This window comes from Pseudoalteromonas sp. UCD-33C (assembly GCF_001306895.1).
Taxonomy (GTDB): Bacteria; Pseudomonadota; Gammaproteobacteria; order Enterobacterales; family Alteromonadaceae; genus Pseudoalteromonas.
The window spans coordinates 59,913-77,541 of sequence record NZ_LJTB01000008.1 but is presented as its reverse complement, the minus strand read 5'-3'; the positions used below and the strand labels follow the sequence as shown (position 1 = coordinate 77,541).

At 42.7% G+C, this 17,629-nt stretch carries 11 protein-coding genes; 3 read left to right on the top strand and 8 right to left on the bottom strand.

Annotated features, from left to right (window positions below; genetic code table 11):
* Window positions 1-606: 606 nt before the first annotated feature.
* The 3 genes from AOG26_RS14955 to AOG26_RS14940 form a co-directional block, all read right to left on the bottom strand.
* Window positions 607-3,150: a TonB-dependent receptor plug domain-containing protein gene (locus tag AOG26_RS14955; RefSeq protein ID WP_054563241.1), complete on the bottom strand. Its 2,544-nt coding sequence runs from the start codon at window positions 3,148-3,150 to the stop codon at window positions 607-609.
* A 315-nt stretch (window positions 3,151-3,465) separates the two neighbouring features.
* A complete protein-coding gene (locus tag AOG26_RS14945; protein WP_054563239.1) occupies window positions 3,466-4,116 on the bottom strand; it encodes a UPF0149 family protein in 651 nt (216 codons plus the stop codon).
* A gap of 82 nt (window positions 4,117-4,198) precedes the next feature.
* Entirely contained in the window at window positions 4,199-5,158 is a 960-nt protein-coding gene (locus AOG26_RS14940) for a sensor histidine kinase (protein ID WP_054563238.1), read from the bottom strand.
* A 95-nt stretch (window positions 5,159-5,253) separates the two neighbouring features.
* Between AOG26_RS14940 and AOG26_RS14935 the strand changes: the two genes are divergently transcribed.
* Window positions 5,254-6,561, top strand: coding sequence for an HD domain-containing phosphohydrolase (locus AOG26_RS14935; RefSeq protein ID WP_054563237.1), 1,308 nt, complete (start codon window positions 5,254-5,256; stop codon window positions 6,559-6,561).
* A 78-nt stretch (window positions 6,562-6,639) separates the two neighbouring features.
* On the top strand, window positions 6,640-7,662 hold the full coding sequence (hemH, locus tag AOG26_RS14930) for a ferrochelatase (RefSeq protein ID WP_054563236.1): 1,023 nt from the start codon (window positions 6,640-6,642) through the stop codon (window positions 7,660-7,662).
* A 60-nt stretch (window positions 7,663-7,722) separates the two neighbouring features.
* Here hemH and AOG26_RS14925 read toward each other — a convergent pair whose 3' ends face one another.
* Window positions 7,723-8,871 (bottom strand): benzoate/H(+) symporter BenE family transporter, encoded by a 1,149-nt coding sequence (locus AOG26_RS14925; RefSeq protein WP_054563235.1) that lies wholly within the window; start codon window positions 8,869-8,871, stop codon window positions 7,723-7,725.
* 450 nt (window positions 8,872-9,321) lie between these two features.
* On the opposite strand from AOG26_RS14925, the gene AOG26_RS14920 reads away from it, so the two are divergent.
* On the top strand, window positions 9,322-9,858 hold the full coding sequence (locus tag AOG26_RS14920) for a hypothetical protein (RefSeq protein WP_054563234.1): 537 nt from the start codon (window positions 9,322-9,324) through the stop codon (window positions 9,856-9,858).
* Between the two features lie 883 nt (window positions 9,859-10,741).
* Here the strand turns inward: AOG26_RS14920 and AOG26_RS14915 are convergent.
* Genes AOG26_RS14915 through AOG26_RS14900 form a run of 4 tightly spaced genes read right to left on the bottom strand, consistent with a single transcriptional unit; the run spans window position 10,742 to window position 17,461 of the window.
* Window positions 10,742-11,935: an alkaline phosphatase family protein gene (locus AOG26_RS14915; protein WP_054563233.1), complete on the bottom strand. Its 1,194-nt coding sequence runs from the start codon at window positions 11,933-11,935 to the stop codon at window positions 10,742-10,744.
* A gap of 12 nt (window positions 11,936-11,947) precedes the next feature.
* Complete coding sequence (locus AOG26_RS14910) at window positions 11,948-13,705, bottom strand: hypothetical protein (RefSeq protein WP_054563232.1); 1,758 nt, start codon at window positions 13,703-13,705, stop codon at window positions 11,948-11,950.
* A 17-nt stretch (window positions 13,706-13,722) separates the two neighbouring features.
* Entirely contained in the window at window positions 13,723-16,038 is a 2,316-nt protein-coding gene (locus tag AOG26_RS14905; protein WP_054563231.1) for a PEGA domain-containing protein, read from the bottom strand.
* 10 nt (window positions 16,039-16,048) lie between these two features.
* Complete coding sequence (locus AOG26_RS14900; protein WP_054563230.1) at window positions 16,049-17,461, bottom strand: glycerophosphodiester phosphodiesterase; 1,413 nt, start codon at window positions 17,459-17,461, stop codon at window positions 16,049-16,051.
* Between the last annotated feature and the right edge of the window lie 168 nt (window positions 17,462-17,629).

Sequence of the window (17,629 nt, the reverse complement as noted above, 5' to 3'; positions counted from 1 at the left end):
GACATTGGTGAGGGATGCGAATTATGAGATGAGATGTTCGAGGTGCTAGGTGCTAGGTGTGAGAATAAACGCGATATAAAATCGCTGCTACAAATTTGATGTCGTTTGTAGGAATGGCTTCAGCCATGAACTCTCAAACACCACACCTATGTAAAACGATTAGACGTAGGCGTGAAATTTATTTCGCGCGCCATGCAAGCATAACGCCTACATGGCTAGGTTCGAGAGAAACGCGATATAAAATCGCTGCTACAGACTCGCATCTCGCATCTCGTGTCTCGTGTCTCGCATCTCGTGTCTCTTGTCTCGTATCTCTTGTCTCGTATCTCTTGTCTCGTGTCTCGCATCTCGTATCTCGTATCTCGTATCTCGTATCTCGTATCTCGCATCTCGCATCTCGCATCTCGCATCTCGTATCTCGTATCTCGTATCTCGTATCTCGTATCTCGTATCTCGTTTCTCGCACCTCGAAACTCGCAAACTTTCCTTTTGCAACTCTCTAATTAAAGACAACTGTCATTGATAAAGCGACAAATGTCGGATACTACAATTAAGCAAAAAAATAGCGCCATTAGGCGCTATTTAAGTTTCATATCAACTTAGGAATTAAAAACTAAAACTTAATTTTGCATAGTAGGTCATACCATCAAAACCATAAGGTAGTGCACGAACAGGGTATTTGAATGCTTTATTCGTAATAAAATCAAGTGCTTCATCTTCGCCTAGCTCGTCTGGCGTTACATCAAAGATATTATCAATACCCGCCGATAGCATGAGTTCATCGGTTAGCTGATAGCCCACGTTAACATCCACTAATACCGCAGACTCTACCGTGCTTGTGTCTTTAAACTCACCGGTAGGTGATAGCTCATCAGGTAAACCAATGTGGTCATTACCAAAGTATTTAACGTCTGTTTCACCATAGTAGTTAAAGCGTAGCATGCTGTTGAAATCGCCACGATCGTATTCAAACGTTAGCGTAGCACGCTCACCTGGTTGACCGTCTGTTAAGAAACTACGTTGTAAATCATCAAGGGCGATTGATTCAGGAATACCCTCAGGTGCATTTACATCATCAATTTCAGTTTCGTTAATGTTACCCGCAAAGGTTGCTGAGAAATTACCGTCGTACAAATCGGTGCGGTACGAAGCAATAATATCAACCCCTTTAGTGGTTGAATCAACTGAGTTTGAGAAGTAGTTAGCTTGCTGTGCTCCTGTTGCATTAAGCGCGGCCACGGCCTCGGCACTAAACGAAACATCGTCCGCCGACATTAAGCTGCCAAGGGTAATTCTGTCTTTAATAGCAACATGGTAAAAATCAACAGTTAGCGATAAATCGCTGGTTACGTTGTAAACAAAACCTGCACTTAAGTTTTCTGAGCTTTCAAGGCCAAGGCTATCGACGCCAAGTGCTGACGGAAAATCAGAGCCCGCTGTTGCTGTGAATGATTGCAATAACACGCCACCAGCACCTAAGTTTGTGGTGTAAGCTGTATAGGCACTTTGTTGCAGTGATGGTGCTCTAAAGCCAGAAGAAATCGCACCACGCACGGCAAAGTCATCGGTAATTTCATAGCGCGTTGCTAGCTTACCAATGATGTCATCACCGGCATCAGAAAAGTCTTCATAACGAAGCGCTGTGCTTACTTGCCATGCGTCCGTGATCAGCGTTTCGGCATTTACATAAAATGCATAGCTGTGACGGCTCTCTTTGTTTGACGCTTCAGGGCGCAAACCGTTATAAGCTTGGAAACCACACTCAGCGAATACGCTGCTGTCGTTTACCGCAGGGTATGAGCTATCTGAATTAGCTAAACCACACGCATAAGAGGCTTCTTCGCCCGGCACGATTTCATAATTTTCTTTACGGTACTCAGCACCCACAGATACATATAAAGGCTCGCTGCGACCAATATCTACAATACCATTAAGGTCTGCATTTACTGTTGTTTGATCAAATCTAAAGCCACCTGAGTATCCGCCTGAAGGGCCTGCATTAGCAGCAATATCAGCATCACTTGCATCTGGGTTATTCGCCACATATTCAGCAGCATACGACGCATTTAGAGTATTTTTTGAAGTGAAATCATAGCTATTTTCACCATATACGGCAGATACGTCATAGCTCCAATCTGGATTTAACTCTCCGCGCAAACCAAGTGAAAACGAAATATCTTCGGCTTCGTTATCGATACGAGGTAAAAAGCCATCGCCATATACTTGCACAACGTTCTTCGCTGCTTGGTCAAAGTTACGGTAAAAACCATTACCTAGCGCAGTACGGTTTGAGTATCCGCCAAATGAGTAAAGCTCGGTCTCACCAAATGGTAATGCCATGTTATAAAACACAGAGGTAAATTCGCTATCAGCATTACCCTGTCCCCAACGAACTTCGTCAGACAGCGTACCGGCTGGTACATCAACTGAGCCTCCAGTATCACGCTCAGCTCGGTTGGTGCCATCAGCATCACGGTATTCTAAAGAAAAGTTAATGAAGCCGCCTTCATCACCTAAATCAAAGCCACGGTTTAAACCCATTGAAATAGTGTCACCATCGCCTTCCCCCGTGCTACCCGCTTGCACATAGCCCGTTGTAACACCCGTTGAATCGTTTAACGATAAGTTGATAACACCGGCAATCGCATCAGAACCATATTGCGCCGCAGCACCATCACGAAGTACTTCAACACCTTTTAACGCAGTAAGCGGAATCGCATTCATATCGGTACCTGCAGCACCGGCACCTACAGTACCATTTAAACCAAAAATAGATTGGTTATGACGGCGTTTACCATTGATAAGCACTAACGTTTGGTCTGGCTGTAAACCACGAAGAGTTGCAGGTCTAAATAAGTCAGAGCCATCTGACACTTGCGTTCGAGAAAAGTTAAATGAAGGAGCCGTCGCTTGCAGACTTTGGCCCAGTTCAGTGAAACCACCTTTGTTTAAGTCGTCAGCATCAATCAAATCAACCGGCGATGTTGATTCGGTAGCTGTACGATTGGCAACTCGTGAGCCTAATACAGAGATTTGTTCGATGTTTTTATCTGCTTTTACAGCAGATGCTTGCTCTGCTGCCTGCACTGAAGTCGCAGAAACAGCCACACTAACCGCAACGGCCAGCATACTTAAAGAATGTGTTGTCATGTGTATCCTGTTGATATTCCGGCTTTCCTTAAAACAAAAAGACGCCCCTTTTGGAGAAATTAAGAAAAGCACTAAGCACGTGTTGTTGATTTTAGAAATCACGATTTTGAAAGCTAACTCAAGCCTGCGAATTAACTCTTGCAAAACATCCTATCAACAAATCCACAAAATGAAAGAAAAATCAGGTACGACTTAGGTATAAATATTTCCATTTGTAGTATTAATGGAATTTTTAAAGTTGGAATTATTCGTTTTTCAGTAGAAATAAGCAAAATAATGCAACTATCAGCTTATCTCTACTGAGGAGGGAAATGTTTACTGATCTTGCTCAAGCATCGCCAGTTTTTCATCTTCAAGCATTAACGCCATAGTGGCAATCTCAGATAAGCTCTCGTCTAGCGCATTAAAGAAGGTGACAAACCCTTCGCCTAGTTTTTCTGGTTCAGGATGATTTGCCAGCGCCTGATCCCACATTGCAAAAGTAGTAAGTAAATCGAGTGTTGCTTCAAAATTATCAATAAACAACTGGCCATCTTCGCTTTCGTTTTCTTGCTGCGAATCAGCCTTGAGTAAAAATTGTAAATCGCTGTGCCAAATATCTTGGTTCACAATGTACGCTGCAATATACCCGCTACAAAAGTCTTGTAGTGCTTGGCTTGGTTCATTGCTGTTAACTTCATTTGGGTATAATTCGGCTAAGATTTTCTTTTGTTCAACTTGTGCTTCAGTTACGTTGTCGAGCAGCTCAATCATTGCATCGCGCGGCTCTGAATCTGTCATTAAGGTGTTGAATACCGCTTCATCATTATCGGCAATATAATTTGCTAACTCTGACTCACCAAAAAACTCTGAGCAGGCTAACAAACCAGACATATAGCCAATCACTTGATCCAAGCTGACTTGATTAGTTTCGCTTTGACTAGCGAGGTAATTTTTAAATACATCCGAACTTTGTTGGTTAAGCATATTGAGCCTTTACATGTTGTTTTGGTAAGGGTGTATTCCTACCCTAGCGAATTCACAAATTTTTGCAACAACTGAAATATAGTCAGCTAGTTACAGTCTTCCTGACCTGACTTTGTACCGGGAACACGCAGCTAATTCGTGTGCCCATTCCTTCTGTACTTTGAATATCAATACACCCTTGATGTTCATGCACTATGGCATATACCATGGTCATCCCCATGCCGGTACCTTCTCCAACGGGTTTAGTGGTATAAAAGGGATCGTATATTTTCGCAATGGTTTCTTCTGACATACCGGCGCCATTGTCCTCAACATCGATATAAATATGCTGTTCAAGCTCATACACAGCGACAGATATTTCAGCTTTTTCACCTAGGCTGTTACACGCTTGCTTAGCATTTATCAGAATATTGACAATTACTTGGCTTATTGCGGGTAAGTTACACCAACTTTGCGATATAGGACTGTATTGGGTTTGTAAATTACAATCACGGAGTTGGTTTGCTAGTAGTTTAACGGCACTTTTTACCGCCTCGGTCATATCAGCAAATTGCTTGTCGTGACCTTTTGGCCGAGAAAAATCCAGTAAATTGGCAACAATTTTACTGATCCTTTGCAAGCCTTTTGAGGTGTCGCTTATTAGTTCAGGTAAATCATCAGCCATAAAGCGAAACGAGTGCACTTTATTAAGCTCTGTTAACTGCTTACAAAACGTGGCTTTATCAGCATCGTTGCAGGCAAATTCATCACATACAGCAAGTAGCTCGCTAAAGTAATTACAGTAATTTTTTAAACAATCGACATTACTAATGCTATAGGCAAGAGGGTTATTTATTTCATGGGCAACCCCAGCACAAAGAGTGCCCAAAGTGGCCATTTTTTCGGCTTGAATGAACATAGCTTGATGATGCTCTAAATCAGCAATTTTTTGCTCAAGCTCACTGTTTAATGCCACTAAAATACGGCTTTTGTCTGCGAGCAATTGTTCAGCTTCTTCTCTGGCCGCTTTTTCTAACAAATAGGCTTGCTTAAAGTCATCCATATTCGTCTCAAACTCTGTTTGTCTCTTTTAAAACCTAGCACAAGGCTTGATTTAAGGCTATGTTATTGATTAACGATGACTCATAGTAAAACGGTATGGTAGAACAAGTTAGCAAGCAACATATTCAGGTTTTATGCATTGATGACGACGAAATCGTCTTGAGGACTCTTTTGCGCCTGTTATCAGCGAATAACATCACTGCAAAAGCCTGCTCAGATCCACTTGAAGGGCTAAAGGTTTTGGCTACTTATAGCTTTGATGTGATCATTTGCGACATGCGTATGCCAAATATGGACGGCGCCGACTTCTTTGCACAAGCACTTAATATAGACCCAGAACCACACCGAATTTTGCTAACCGGTTACTCAGATATAGACAACACCATTGCCGCCGTTAATAGAGGTAAAATCCATGCCTATATCCAAAAGCCATGGCAAAACGAATTACTGTTACGCAATATTAGTGATGGCATAGAAAAAACCTCATTAAAGCGCCAAAACAAGCAGTTAGAGCAAAAAATAAAAGCGCAAAACAGCCAGTTAAAAGAGCTAAACAACAACCTTGAGCAAATGGTAGAAAAGCGTACGTTACAAATTCGAAAAGTGCTCAAACAGCTCGAAGAAGTCAATGAGCGTGAAAAACACGAGCATCGCAGTACTTTTGAAATTTTATATAACTTTATCAATGCCAATCCGTACCTTGATGGTATGCAAGCACAAAACATTGCTGCCACCAGTAAGCAAATTGCAGAGCAACTTGGTTTAGACAAACAACATATCGAAAGAGCTGAAATGGCAGGTTATCTTGCACAAATAGGCTTGCTCGCCATGGAGCCTGAGCTTTATAAAAAGCCAACAAGGGAACTAACCGAAAACCAAAAAAAAATCTTTTACACCCACCCAAGTACCGCTCAGCTGATGCTCATGCCAGCGCCCCATTTACATGATGTCTCTGAGGCGATTTATTACCAGTTTGAGCATTACAATGGCACGGGCACACCGAAGGGCTTAAAGGGCAAAGAAATACCAATTACGGCAATGATTTTAGCGGTAGCCCGCGATTTCTGGCAGGCTATTGCGCATATCACAGTGCAAGATAACAGCCGTTACGAAAGCGCACTTGATCAGCTACGGCTATACAGCGGCACTCACTATCACCCAAAAATTTTAGACGTATTAGATAGCATAAAAATAACCTGTGCGAGCGATCAAAAAGTCGGCACCATGAAAATTATCTCGGCTCAAGATCTTAAAAACGGTATGGTGCTTGGACATGCATTAAGAAGCTACGACGGTATCTTGTTATTACCTAAAGGGCATGTGTTTGGTGCAAAATCGATTGCAAAACTGCAGCAGCTTGAAGCAAGAAAACCAAACCCTTTCAGGATCATGATCAAAAATTAGCGAATAAAGTGATCACATAATCAGCTTACTTCGTTACAATGTGATTTATATTACGATTACTTCATACAGGAGCACTCAGTGTCGCGATTTTCCGCCATTACCGATAAGCCGCATGACGGCCGATTCAACAAAAAAACAGGCATTTTACTGACCAACTTAGGGAGCCCAGACGCCCCTACTACCGCGGCACTTAGAACTTATTTACGCGAGTTTTTATCGGACCCTCGAATTGTCGAGATCCCACGATTCATTTGGATGATCATCCTTTATTGCTTTGTACTCACGTTACGCCCAAAACGCTCAGCAGCACTTTATAGAAGCATCTGGACTGAAAACGGCTCACCGCTCACGCATATTACCCGAGAGCAAAGCAAAAAATTGGCAGCCCTTTTAAAAGACAAAGGACACCACGACACCGAAGTGGTTATGGCCATGCGCTATGGTAACCCTTCAATTGAAGCAGGCCTTGAAGAGCTGCGCGAAAAAGGCATCACTCGTGTGATTGTGCTGCCAATGTACCCGCAATATTCAAGCACTACTATTGGCTCAACGTTTGATGCTGTATCGAATGTTCTTCGTAAGTGGCGTTGGGTGCCAGAGCTACACTTTATTAATGGTTATCACGACAATCCGACTTACATTGATGCCCTAGCTGCTAGCATTAGCGAAGATCTAAATGCCCATGGCACGCCGCAAAAGTTGGTGTTTTCATACCATGGTACACCGAAACTATTTTTAGAAAACGGCGACCCTTACTATTGTTTTTGTATGCAAACCACACGTTTAGTGGCAGAGAAACTTGGCTTTGAGAAAGACTTTGCTGTAACAACTTTCCAAAGCCGTTTTGGTAAAGCTGAATGGTTGAAGCCATACACAGACGCAACCCTTGAAAGCTACCCTGCTGAAGGTATTAAAGACGTTGCAATTTTAAGCCCTGCATTTAGTGCCGACTGTTTAGAAACGTTAGAAGAACTCGAAGGCGAAAACCGCGAAAACTTTGAACACGCAGGCGGTGAAAAGTACCGCTACATTCCTGCATTGAATACCCGCGATGACCATATCAATGCGATGTTTGAAGTGATAAAACCATTACTTAAATAACGAAAGGCCCTAGTTATTATATACAGTAACTAGGGCCTTTTTTAATATAGAAACCTGACATTAATCTTTACGTGTCATAACCAAAGTCACCGTACCTGCAACAATTCCCCAAAATGCAGAACCAACCGAGAACAAAGTTAGGTTTGAAGCTGTAACTAAAAAGGTCACGATTGCGGCTTCGGTATAATACGCCTCAGTTAATGCTTGCTGTAAACTACTAGCAATAGTGGCGAATAGCGCAATGCCTGCCAATGCCAAAATTAATGCCTGTGGCAAACTTGCTACCAAACCGACCAAGGTTGCCGCAAGGAGCGCCATAATAATGTAAAACACACCACCAGCAATGCTTGCCCAATAACGTTTACTTTGGTTTTTATCTGCCTCAGGGCTCATACAAATGGCAGCGGTAATGGCCGCTAGGTTAATGGCATAACCACCAAATGGTGCAATAAATACATTTAAAAGTCCGGTTACATTTAACGCTGCCGATACAGGGGCTTTGTATTGATGCGCCTTTAAAACAGCAATGCCCGGTAAGTTTTGCGACGTCATGGTCACAATAAATAGCGGCAAACCAACACTTATCATGGCGTTTAAGTCAAACTCAGGCGCAATATAAGCAAACTCGCTCATTTTCCACTGCCAGCTAGAGGTATCAATTTGCCCAGTCACACCTGCTATTAAAAAGCCCGCCACAACCACTGCAAGCATAGCAAAGCGTGGAAAATAGCGCTTGCCACATAAATAAACAGCCACCATTAAACCAATCACTAAAGGCAGCTCATTCATAAAGTTGAACACATCAATACCAAAATTCACCAGCACGCCTGCAAGCATGGCACAGGCCAATTGGCTTGGAATTTTGTTCATCATTTTTTCGAACACACCGGTAATTCCAGACAAAAAAACCAGCGCCGCCGAGAACATAAACGCACCAACAGCTTGGTTTAAGCTATACCCTTGGGCGCTTGAAATAAGGAGTGCCGCTCCGGTTGTTGACCACGCAATAAGAATGGGTACTTTGTAATAATAAGACAACGCAATTGAGCTAACGCCCATCGCAAGACCAAGCATTAATACCCAGCTGGCAACTAAATCAGGTGTGCCACCTAACACCATAACAACCTGATAAATAAGCGCGATTGAACTGGTAAAGCCAATAATAACGGCCACTAAACCCGCGGTTGCTCGACTGATGAGCTGACTCATGTACACACACTCCTTGGCAATTAAAAATCTACCATATCCTATGATTTGCCAGATGGCACTGTACACTTTTGTAGTATTTTAAGATTTATTTACTATACAGATGACACAAAAAAGGCGAGCTATAAACACGCTTTTATAAAGTTAAAACCATCTCTAAACAAGGCTCTTTAGCTACTTCAATATTTAACGTCCTATTTCATAGGTCTCTTGCTTTAACAAGCCTTGGCTATCTTTATAAATGATCCACCCGCGCATGGTCGGTACCTCTAGTCTTGGAGTTTCGATGACAAAAAAACACGGATTATGCTCAGCATTCAGAGCCGAGTAAAACAAATTAGTTTTATCGACACGATAATAAAAACCACTACTTAGTGATTAACTATTGACCGAGTTGTTAACTTGAGGTAAAAACTAACAATGAGTTAACATAAAAACCCGTAAGAGAAACATGTGAACAGGACGCTTGCATTAATCTTCATTCTGCCACTTACAGCATTTGCACTGAATGAGTGGCATATTCAAAGTGATGGTTTTAAAACAAAACCAAGCACACAGCAGTTTGTTGCCTCTTACAAAGCAGAAGCCGACCAAATAGCCCCACAACCCATTGTGAATTTAACTGCGCCGCTTAATCAGCTATCTAATCATGCGCACGATTACCTATATAAACAAGGCCGTTTGCCTGACCAATTAGCAAACACCGCATTCAGCGAATTTGATTTAGACACCCTAAAAACCCTACAACCCGGCGATCACTTTATTTTAGTGATCGACGAATACCTCAGTTACACCGTCGAAATTAGTAACATCATCGAAGCCAGCAATGGCGATAGAAGTGTATTTGGCAAGGTCAATGATCATGCCAAAGCAGGCCATCAAGCCGTGATGACCCTCACAGAAAACACCCTACAAGGCCAATTTGATGCCGGCAATCAAAGCTACAAGTTTCAAAGCCATGGTGAATACGGGTGGGTAACGAAGATGTAGGTAACGAGGTACGAGTTGCTAGTTTCAAGGGGAAGGGGAAAGTTAGCGAGTTTCGAGATACGAGATGCGAGATGCGAGGGTAAAGTTAGCGAGTTACAAGATGCGAGTTACAAGATGCGAGATATGAGATACGAGGAACGAGTTTCGAGTCTGTAGCAGTGATTTTACATCGCGTCCAAGAACCAAAATCCTAGCACCAATTGCTTCCCTGTAGGACTGGCTTTAGCCGGGAATGGTTTGAGTAAGTGACGAGATACGAGGGGCGAGATAGGAGTCTGTAGCAGCCATTTTACATCGCGTCCTAGAGCCTAGTACCTAGCGCCCAGCTCCTAGAACCGAATGTCTTAATCCGTAGGCGTGAAACTTGTTTCGCGCGTCTGAAAGCTGACCGCTCTCATTTATGTTTGATTCTATTCGGCACTAAAGTACCTCCTACAAGTGAAATCAAACTCGTAGCAGCGATTTTACATCGCGCCCAAGAACCAAAATCCTAGCACCAATTGCTTCCCTGTAGGACTGGCTTTAGCCGGGAATGGTTTGAGTAAGTGACGAGATACGAGGTGCGAGATAGGAGTCTGTAGCAGCGATTTTACATCGCGTCCTAGCGCCTAGAGCCTAGAGCCTAGCTCCTAGAACCGAATGTCTTAATCCGTAGGCGTGAAACTTGTTTCGCGCGTCTGAAAGCTGACCGCTCTCATTTATGTTTGATTCTATTCGGCACTAAAGTACCTCCTACAAGTGAAATCAAACTCGTAGCAGCCATTTTACATCGCGTCCTAGAGCCTAGAGCCTAGAGCCTAGCGCCTAATACCCAGCTCCTAGCTCCTTTCCCCTTTCTAACTTTACTCTTTCCCCTAGAGCCTTTCCCCTCACCAACTCACACCTACTCCTCAATCGCGGGCCATAAACTTGCGCCGTCGCTGTCGATTGGGCTTAAAATCTCAAGGCCTAGAATTTTGGCGATCAGCGGGTACACATCTAAATTACTTACTTTGTCTAAACGTAGGCCTTGTTTAAAGGCGGGGCCGGTGGCGATAAAGGTTGCGGCCATATCTTCGCTGTAAGCGTAACCATGAGTGCCTAAATAACCGGCCATTTTACTGTCGGTAAACACTCTAGGTGCGTCGGTTTGTAAAATAATATCGCCAACGCGCGGGCCTTTATTATAGTGATAATCACGCTTTTGCTGCTCGCTTAGTACGACGTAACGACCATCTGCGGCTTTAGCAAGCTTTTTGCTGAACTCCTTGATGTCTGCTTTGCTATCTGGTTTTGCATAATATAAAACCCGAGGGCCAGTGTTTTGCACGATGAAGTTTTCGTCTTGTGGCAGGCTATCAATTTTAATACTAAGGCTTGGATCTACAGACGCCATACCGTGATCAGACACAATCACTAAGTTAATGTTTTCATCAAGCGCTCTTAAACGGCTCGATAAATCAGCCATTAAACTATCTAGCTTTTGCACTGCGTCATAAGTTTCTTTAGCATCAGGGCCAAACTCGTGCCCCATGCTATCGACCAACGAAAAATAACTTACCACTAAACGTGGGCGCTGTGCTTTTGGCAAACTCAACCACTGAATAATTTGATCAACACGCTTTTGGTAATCACTGTGTTTTGAATAATGATAAAAGTAATCAGGTAGCATGCCGTTAAAGCGCGCATCTGATTCAGGCCAAAAATAGGTGGCGGCTTTTAAGCCCTGCATTTGCGCTAGATTCCAAAGCGGAATACCATTTACCCAAGTGCTGTCGTCTTTCCCTTTACCCATTTTGTAGCAGTCGTTACGCTCAGTATCACAAAAGCGGTTCTCGACAATGCCATGATTAACAGGCAATAAACCGGTAATAATCGACAAATGATTCGGGAAGGTTTTGGTCGGATAAACAGGGCGCATTTTGTTTGCTCTCACGCCCTGTTCACTGATTGCTTTTAAGTGCTTTGCATGATGTTTTTCAATGTAATCCCAGCGAAATCCATCTATCGAAATAAGTACCACAGATTGCTCTTGCTCCGCTTTTACAAGAGAGCTGAACGCTAATAAACCCGCTAAAACTAATTGCCAAATACGCATGCGTAACCCTTTTTAGTTCAATTTGTTAATTTGCTCAGAAACTTTACCAAACTGTTTTGAAAATTTTGTGATCATGCTTTCTAGCTTTTTCACACTACGTTTTAAACGTGAGCCGTTTATTTGGCTATAAATAAAGCCCCAAACGCCTGTAACCACACTTAACACAATAAACACAGCAACCGGTAGGCCATCTAAGTGCTCAACCACTTGCGGGTAATCATTGAGTAAATCAATGCCAACATCTGGCACAAGTGTATTTACTAATGGATAAAAATCTTGCGCATCAAAGTACCAAGCTAACCCTATTGATGTAAGACCAAGTAGTACCATACGGTTAAAGCCATGCACCATACCAAAACTGCGTACTGATGAGTTGTCATAAGTAATGTCTTTACTCACATTAACGGCATACTCTCGGTAATACTTATAATAACGTTTTGTGTCTACACTGCTGTAGGCGTAATACACCCAATCACCAATATCAACAGAGCCCAGTAAATCTTCACCCGCTTTAAAAATATATGGTTCACCCGATGCGGTTTCGAGCATGATTTCACCTTTTAAAGTGGTGCTACGATTACGATAAACTTCAACGCGCTCTTTTACGTCACTACCTACATACGTGCCACCTCGATACGTCGTTGTGGTTTCTGTCGTGGTCACTGTTTGGCGGGTTTCATTAGCATGTGCGCTTTGCTCTTTTTCTAGTACTTTGCCAAGCACAGCACGATGACGAATAGTGCCTTTTTCGTTACGTGCCCAAACATTTTTATGCTCATAAGCGTTTTCATATGCAAGGCTATACTCATCCATAATGGCATGCTCAAGCTCAGCAATACTGGTCGGTTTAGTTATGCTCGACTCTAACGCTTTTTGAATGCTAATGGCTTGCTCATCATCTTTTGCAAGTGATTGTTCTTTTTCAGCAATCGCTTCAACGTGTTGCTTAGCGCCACAGCAATAACAATGCGCAGCATCTTGGCTAATACGCTGCTGGCAAGAGATACAAATAACATCTGACTTACTTGGCGTTCTTGCCAGCATGTTATAACCCAGTTGATTTAGGGTGGTCGATAGCATCACATCTGTTGCAGCTAAAATCGCATCATACTTTGCTTCTTGTTTGGCTTTGGCTTTTTTATGGTAGTTGTGCTCTGCCATAAATACCCCGATAGCAACTGGCAATGACGCAAGTAGCGCAGGCAAAAACTCAAGCTTTGCAGCAAACAACATGATTAAGAATGTAATAACACTTAGCACCAGCCACAAAATGGTTCCGCCAGTGTAGTTTCGGCTAATGGTTTTGTCCCAGCTGCGATATTGTTGGTCGGCAAAATGCACAATCACAACAGGCATAAAGCGGTCATTTTTAACTACCCGCCTAGCATTGCCATCAGCAATGCGATAATTAAGCGTTAACGGTGTTTCTTGAAATGCGGTGATTACATTGCCCTTTTGTAGGTTAGCAATCACATCTTTTTCAGCATCAACACTAAACTCATGAATAATGCCATCTTTGTCTTCAACTTCTAGCCACCAATAACCGTACAGCATGTTGTCGTTATTGGTTTTATAACGACGCTTATAGTAAAACATTGATTTCACAACGCCTGTGATCGTACTCGCTTGTGGCGAATAGTTTTTCACATCAACCAGCAAGTCAGGGCTGAGTTCTTCAACCGTGTGCATTTGTCTTTTTTGCTCAAGAGCTTCTCCACAGTCACAACAGTGAAGATCGGTGGCATACACCGTATTTTGGCAATGTTGCATTTTCATTCCTTGCTTAATTAATTGCTTAAATCAATGGTTAATGTTTGTTCGCCAGCATCTACTTGGTGCCAACGTCGATACGTTTTATACCCAGGCGCCGACACTTGAATATCATAAGCGCCAGTTTTTAATGTCATGCCGGGGCGATATTTAGGGCCGATATTCATAATGCGAATAGTGGCGTTCGCCGGGTTTGTAGTAATGGTAAGTTTAGTTTTTTGCTCAACCAGATATTGTCTACGCTGTTGCTGCTCAGCACTTAAACTGGCATCGCCATGGCGCAAAATATCAACCTTGGCTAAAGCATGGCTCAGCGGGCTAAAGTTCTCGTAAATATGCAGTTTTTCTTCAAACTTTAAACCAAGAGGATGCAGCAGAGGCTGGGCATGCAAAGTCCAACGAATAGCATAACTAAACACCGGATTGCTCGACTCATCGACCTTGTCTAAAAAGTAGTTAACAGGGCTTTGATCATCCTTGGTAAAGGTGTTATGCACAAACATTACTGGCACTATCAAAATCAGCGCAGGCATAATCAGCTTTTGCAAAACAGATACACCTGTCGTTGGTTGCTTTTCTTGCTTAGGTTTAACCAGTTGCCACAGTTTTAACGGCAGCTTGCTAAAGGTTAAGCAAATCAAAAACAGTGATAACGACATCGAGATAGGCGGAATAATCACCGAACGCAATGCTTGCTTACCGTACTCAGCATACTCGCCACCATCAGCAAATTTACCTTCTGAGCTATTAAGCATGGCTAGGTATTTGTCGGTGCGTTTTGCAATGTTTGGATCAAGCACCTTATCTTTAAAGTTCTTTTTATTCCAATCGGCACGAATGTTTTTTACGTATAAATCACCCATTCTATCGGCAATTTTTGCTTGAATTTGTGGGTGTAGCTGAAACGCAACCCAGCTTAAGTTTGGCTTTAAACTCATGCCGCGTTTGCGCATTTCGCTTTGCCATTGTGCATTAGCTTCACTTGTAACCTTATTGGCTACAGCATTAGCAAATGCTTGGCGTTGATTCACATTCCAGTTGCTTTCAAGCTGTAACCCTTTGCTGGCAAAATGTCCTCTAAGCTTCTTTTGTGTTGTTTCGTGAGCACGAAACGCCATTAAGTTTTCGATTGTAAATGGGTAGCCCGTTTCACTTACAAACATCTTATGAAAATTTGGATGTTGTAAAAAACGCAGCTGGTAATGATCTGGGTCATCGGTGTATTTGTAGCGCTTATCTTTAAAGCCGCCATCACCACCGGTTGCTAAACTAGCAGCTTGTAGTGCGGTATAAACACCACCAGTAAGCACACCCATTAAAATAGTGCCTGCGGCATTTTCAGCAACCGAAACATCTTCTTCAATAAGCCAGTAATCAGGCTCTATGTAGCCAATACCGGCTTTTAAAATATTGCTTCGGTAGTCTGCTGCTTCGCGTTCATAACAACGATTTCGGCGGTCTTTTTCACTGCTTTTGTCATAACGCTCACGGCATTTTGCAATGCTGTGGTGGTAATCATAAATCTTCGGGCCATACTTTTGTGCACGCGCTGACGCTTTTGCGATATGGGCTTTTTGCGCTTGTTGGTACTTGTTCCAGCCGCTATTGATCTCTTGTTCAACTTGCTGCCAATAACCTTGCTCGCGCTCACCGATACTTGCCAAAGTGCTGTTGTACTTTTTACTGCCATCAGCATAGGCTTTGTATTTAACCACCAGCTCATCATATAACTGGCTGTAGTTTTTATAATGTTTATCAAAATCTTGATACGCTTTTTTCTGTACAAACGCGGCAATAATCTTACGCTTATCTTGCTCTAGGTTGTCTGAAAGCGCGGCATCGCTATACAGTAAGCCACCAAACAGCGCCAAAAAGGTCAGGTTTTCTGAGCTATGTAATTGCTCAGGGTTGTAATCAAGGTCGTTCACTTTAATCGAGTTAATCGCCAGCGCGTCTCTAAGTGCTGCACTGTAGGTAGCAAACTGGCGCTGCTCTGCGGTTGAAGGCTCAATTAAGGTTTTTTCAATGGCATATTTTTGGCCAAAAAACACCACCGGCCAAACTAAGCATAATAAAGCGATAAACGAGATAATCCCGCGGCCCACTTTGGCAACCATAGCTTTTGGTAAAAAGTCAGCTAACAGCAGTGCAACACCCACCCCAGATACAGCTCGGCCATAAATTTCGAGGTGTTCAAGGTCTTCTGCCGAAGGGGTACCTAAACCGACTAAAGAGACTAACTGGGCATTAAAAATTGCCTCAGGTAATAAATATAAAGTAGCTAAAACAAGTAGCAAACAGCGCCACCAAAACGGCTTTATTAAATCAGTCATAGTTTTATTCTTATTGTTTTTTACGCAGTTCTAGTTCAACAGCAGGATCTGTTTCTAGGCTAAAATCTTCATCGGCTTGGCGAGTCCCAATTTCTAAATTAGGTGCTGAAGGAGTCGATGTTACTTTGGGAATATAAGTTTGTGCCTGAGTTGATTTAAGCGTGCCGCCGACCGCTGGGTAAAGCTGATTCCCTTTATAAGCATACAGCTCATCAAGGCGCTCTAAATCAAGGTCTGTGGGCATGCTGGCAATCAACTTAGCGTCTGCTTCATCGCTAAAATACGGCTGCATTTTTGGTAACTCAAACACAGAACAAAAGCCATAAACGGTATCGTCCATAATCACAGAGTCAGGGCGAAGAGAACGCGACTGCGCTAATAGGCTGCGCTCATGATAGTCGTGGCCGTTAATAGAATAAGTGGCAATCACAATACCGCGCGCTTTAGCAACCGGCTTTAAGCGTGCTGCACTTTGCTTGTAATGACGAATATCAAGCACATAACCAAAGTTACGTTTTAGCTGTTTTGCTAATCTATCGAGCTTAACTGGGCTATCGTAACGTTTTTCATGATGGTAGCGATTACCCAGAGCTTGTAAGCTCTCAAGCTCTTCTTTGTTGCGCTCGTAAATTGGGTCGCTACCAGCGCCGCGTTTTAGGTCACTTGCTAACTTATTCATAGAGGCTTTTGCTGGTGACTGAATAAATGCCAAGTAAATATCTGGGTTAATATCGCGCATGCGAGTCAGGTTGCGCATTTCTAAACTGCTAAAAAAGTAGTTACCACCACCAACAAATTCATATGCTAAATAATCCAGCATTTTTAAATCGTTAACTGAAGCCTTTGATTTTATCTCAATATTCAATTTTTGATGAGGCTTACGATAGCGCGCAAATGTGGCAGCAAGCTCTCTAAATGAAGGTGGCATATCATCGGTAAGTAACCCGGTATCTTGGTTACGATGACGTAAATAGCCCCACTCTTTTTTATAGCTCATCGACTCAATTTTGCGGCGCTTATTGTCAACTGTGCCGGTTTCCCGACCTGTACGGGCATCATGATGCACAACCCACACATCGTCACGGGTAATTCGCACATCAATCTCAACAACGTCAAAATTGTTGTCGATGGCATCAATTACCGCGTTAAGCGAGTTTTCTGCATAACGAATTGAGCCACGGTGGCTCTGCAAATTAAAGTTACTGCATTGCCTAGCAGAGGCGTAGTTGATATTACCAAGTTGGCTTTCATAAAAACCTCGTGCATACAGTGCACCCTGCTTGGCCTTAATGGCATTTTTTTCGGCCACCGTTAAGGTGCTTTCAGCGCTTGGCTCTGGGGTGTTTTTACAAGCCGTTAAACCAATACAACACAGAAGAATACTGGCAAGGAGCCATGGTTTTTGAGACAGAGTTTGCATCATTGCTTTATAGCCAAAAGGCTTTCCTTTTTAATACAAGATAATGAAGAAGTGCGTAAAACTGAATAATATATGAATAAAGGCCACGATTTAAAGTAATAACTTTAATAAAAATGAATATTTTAATTTAAGATACAAGCTGTTAGATTTAATTTAATAAATGGCAAAATG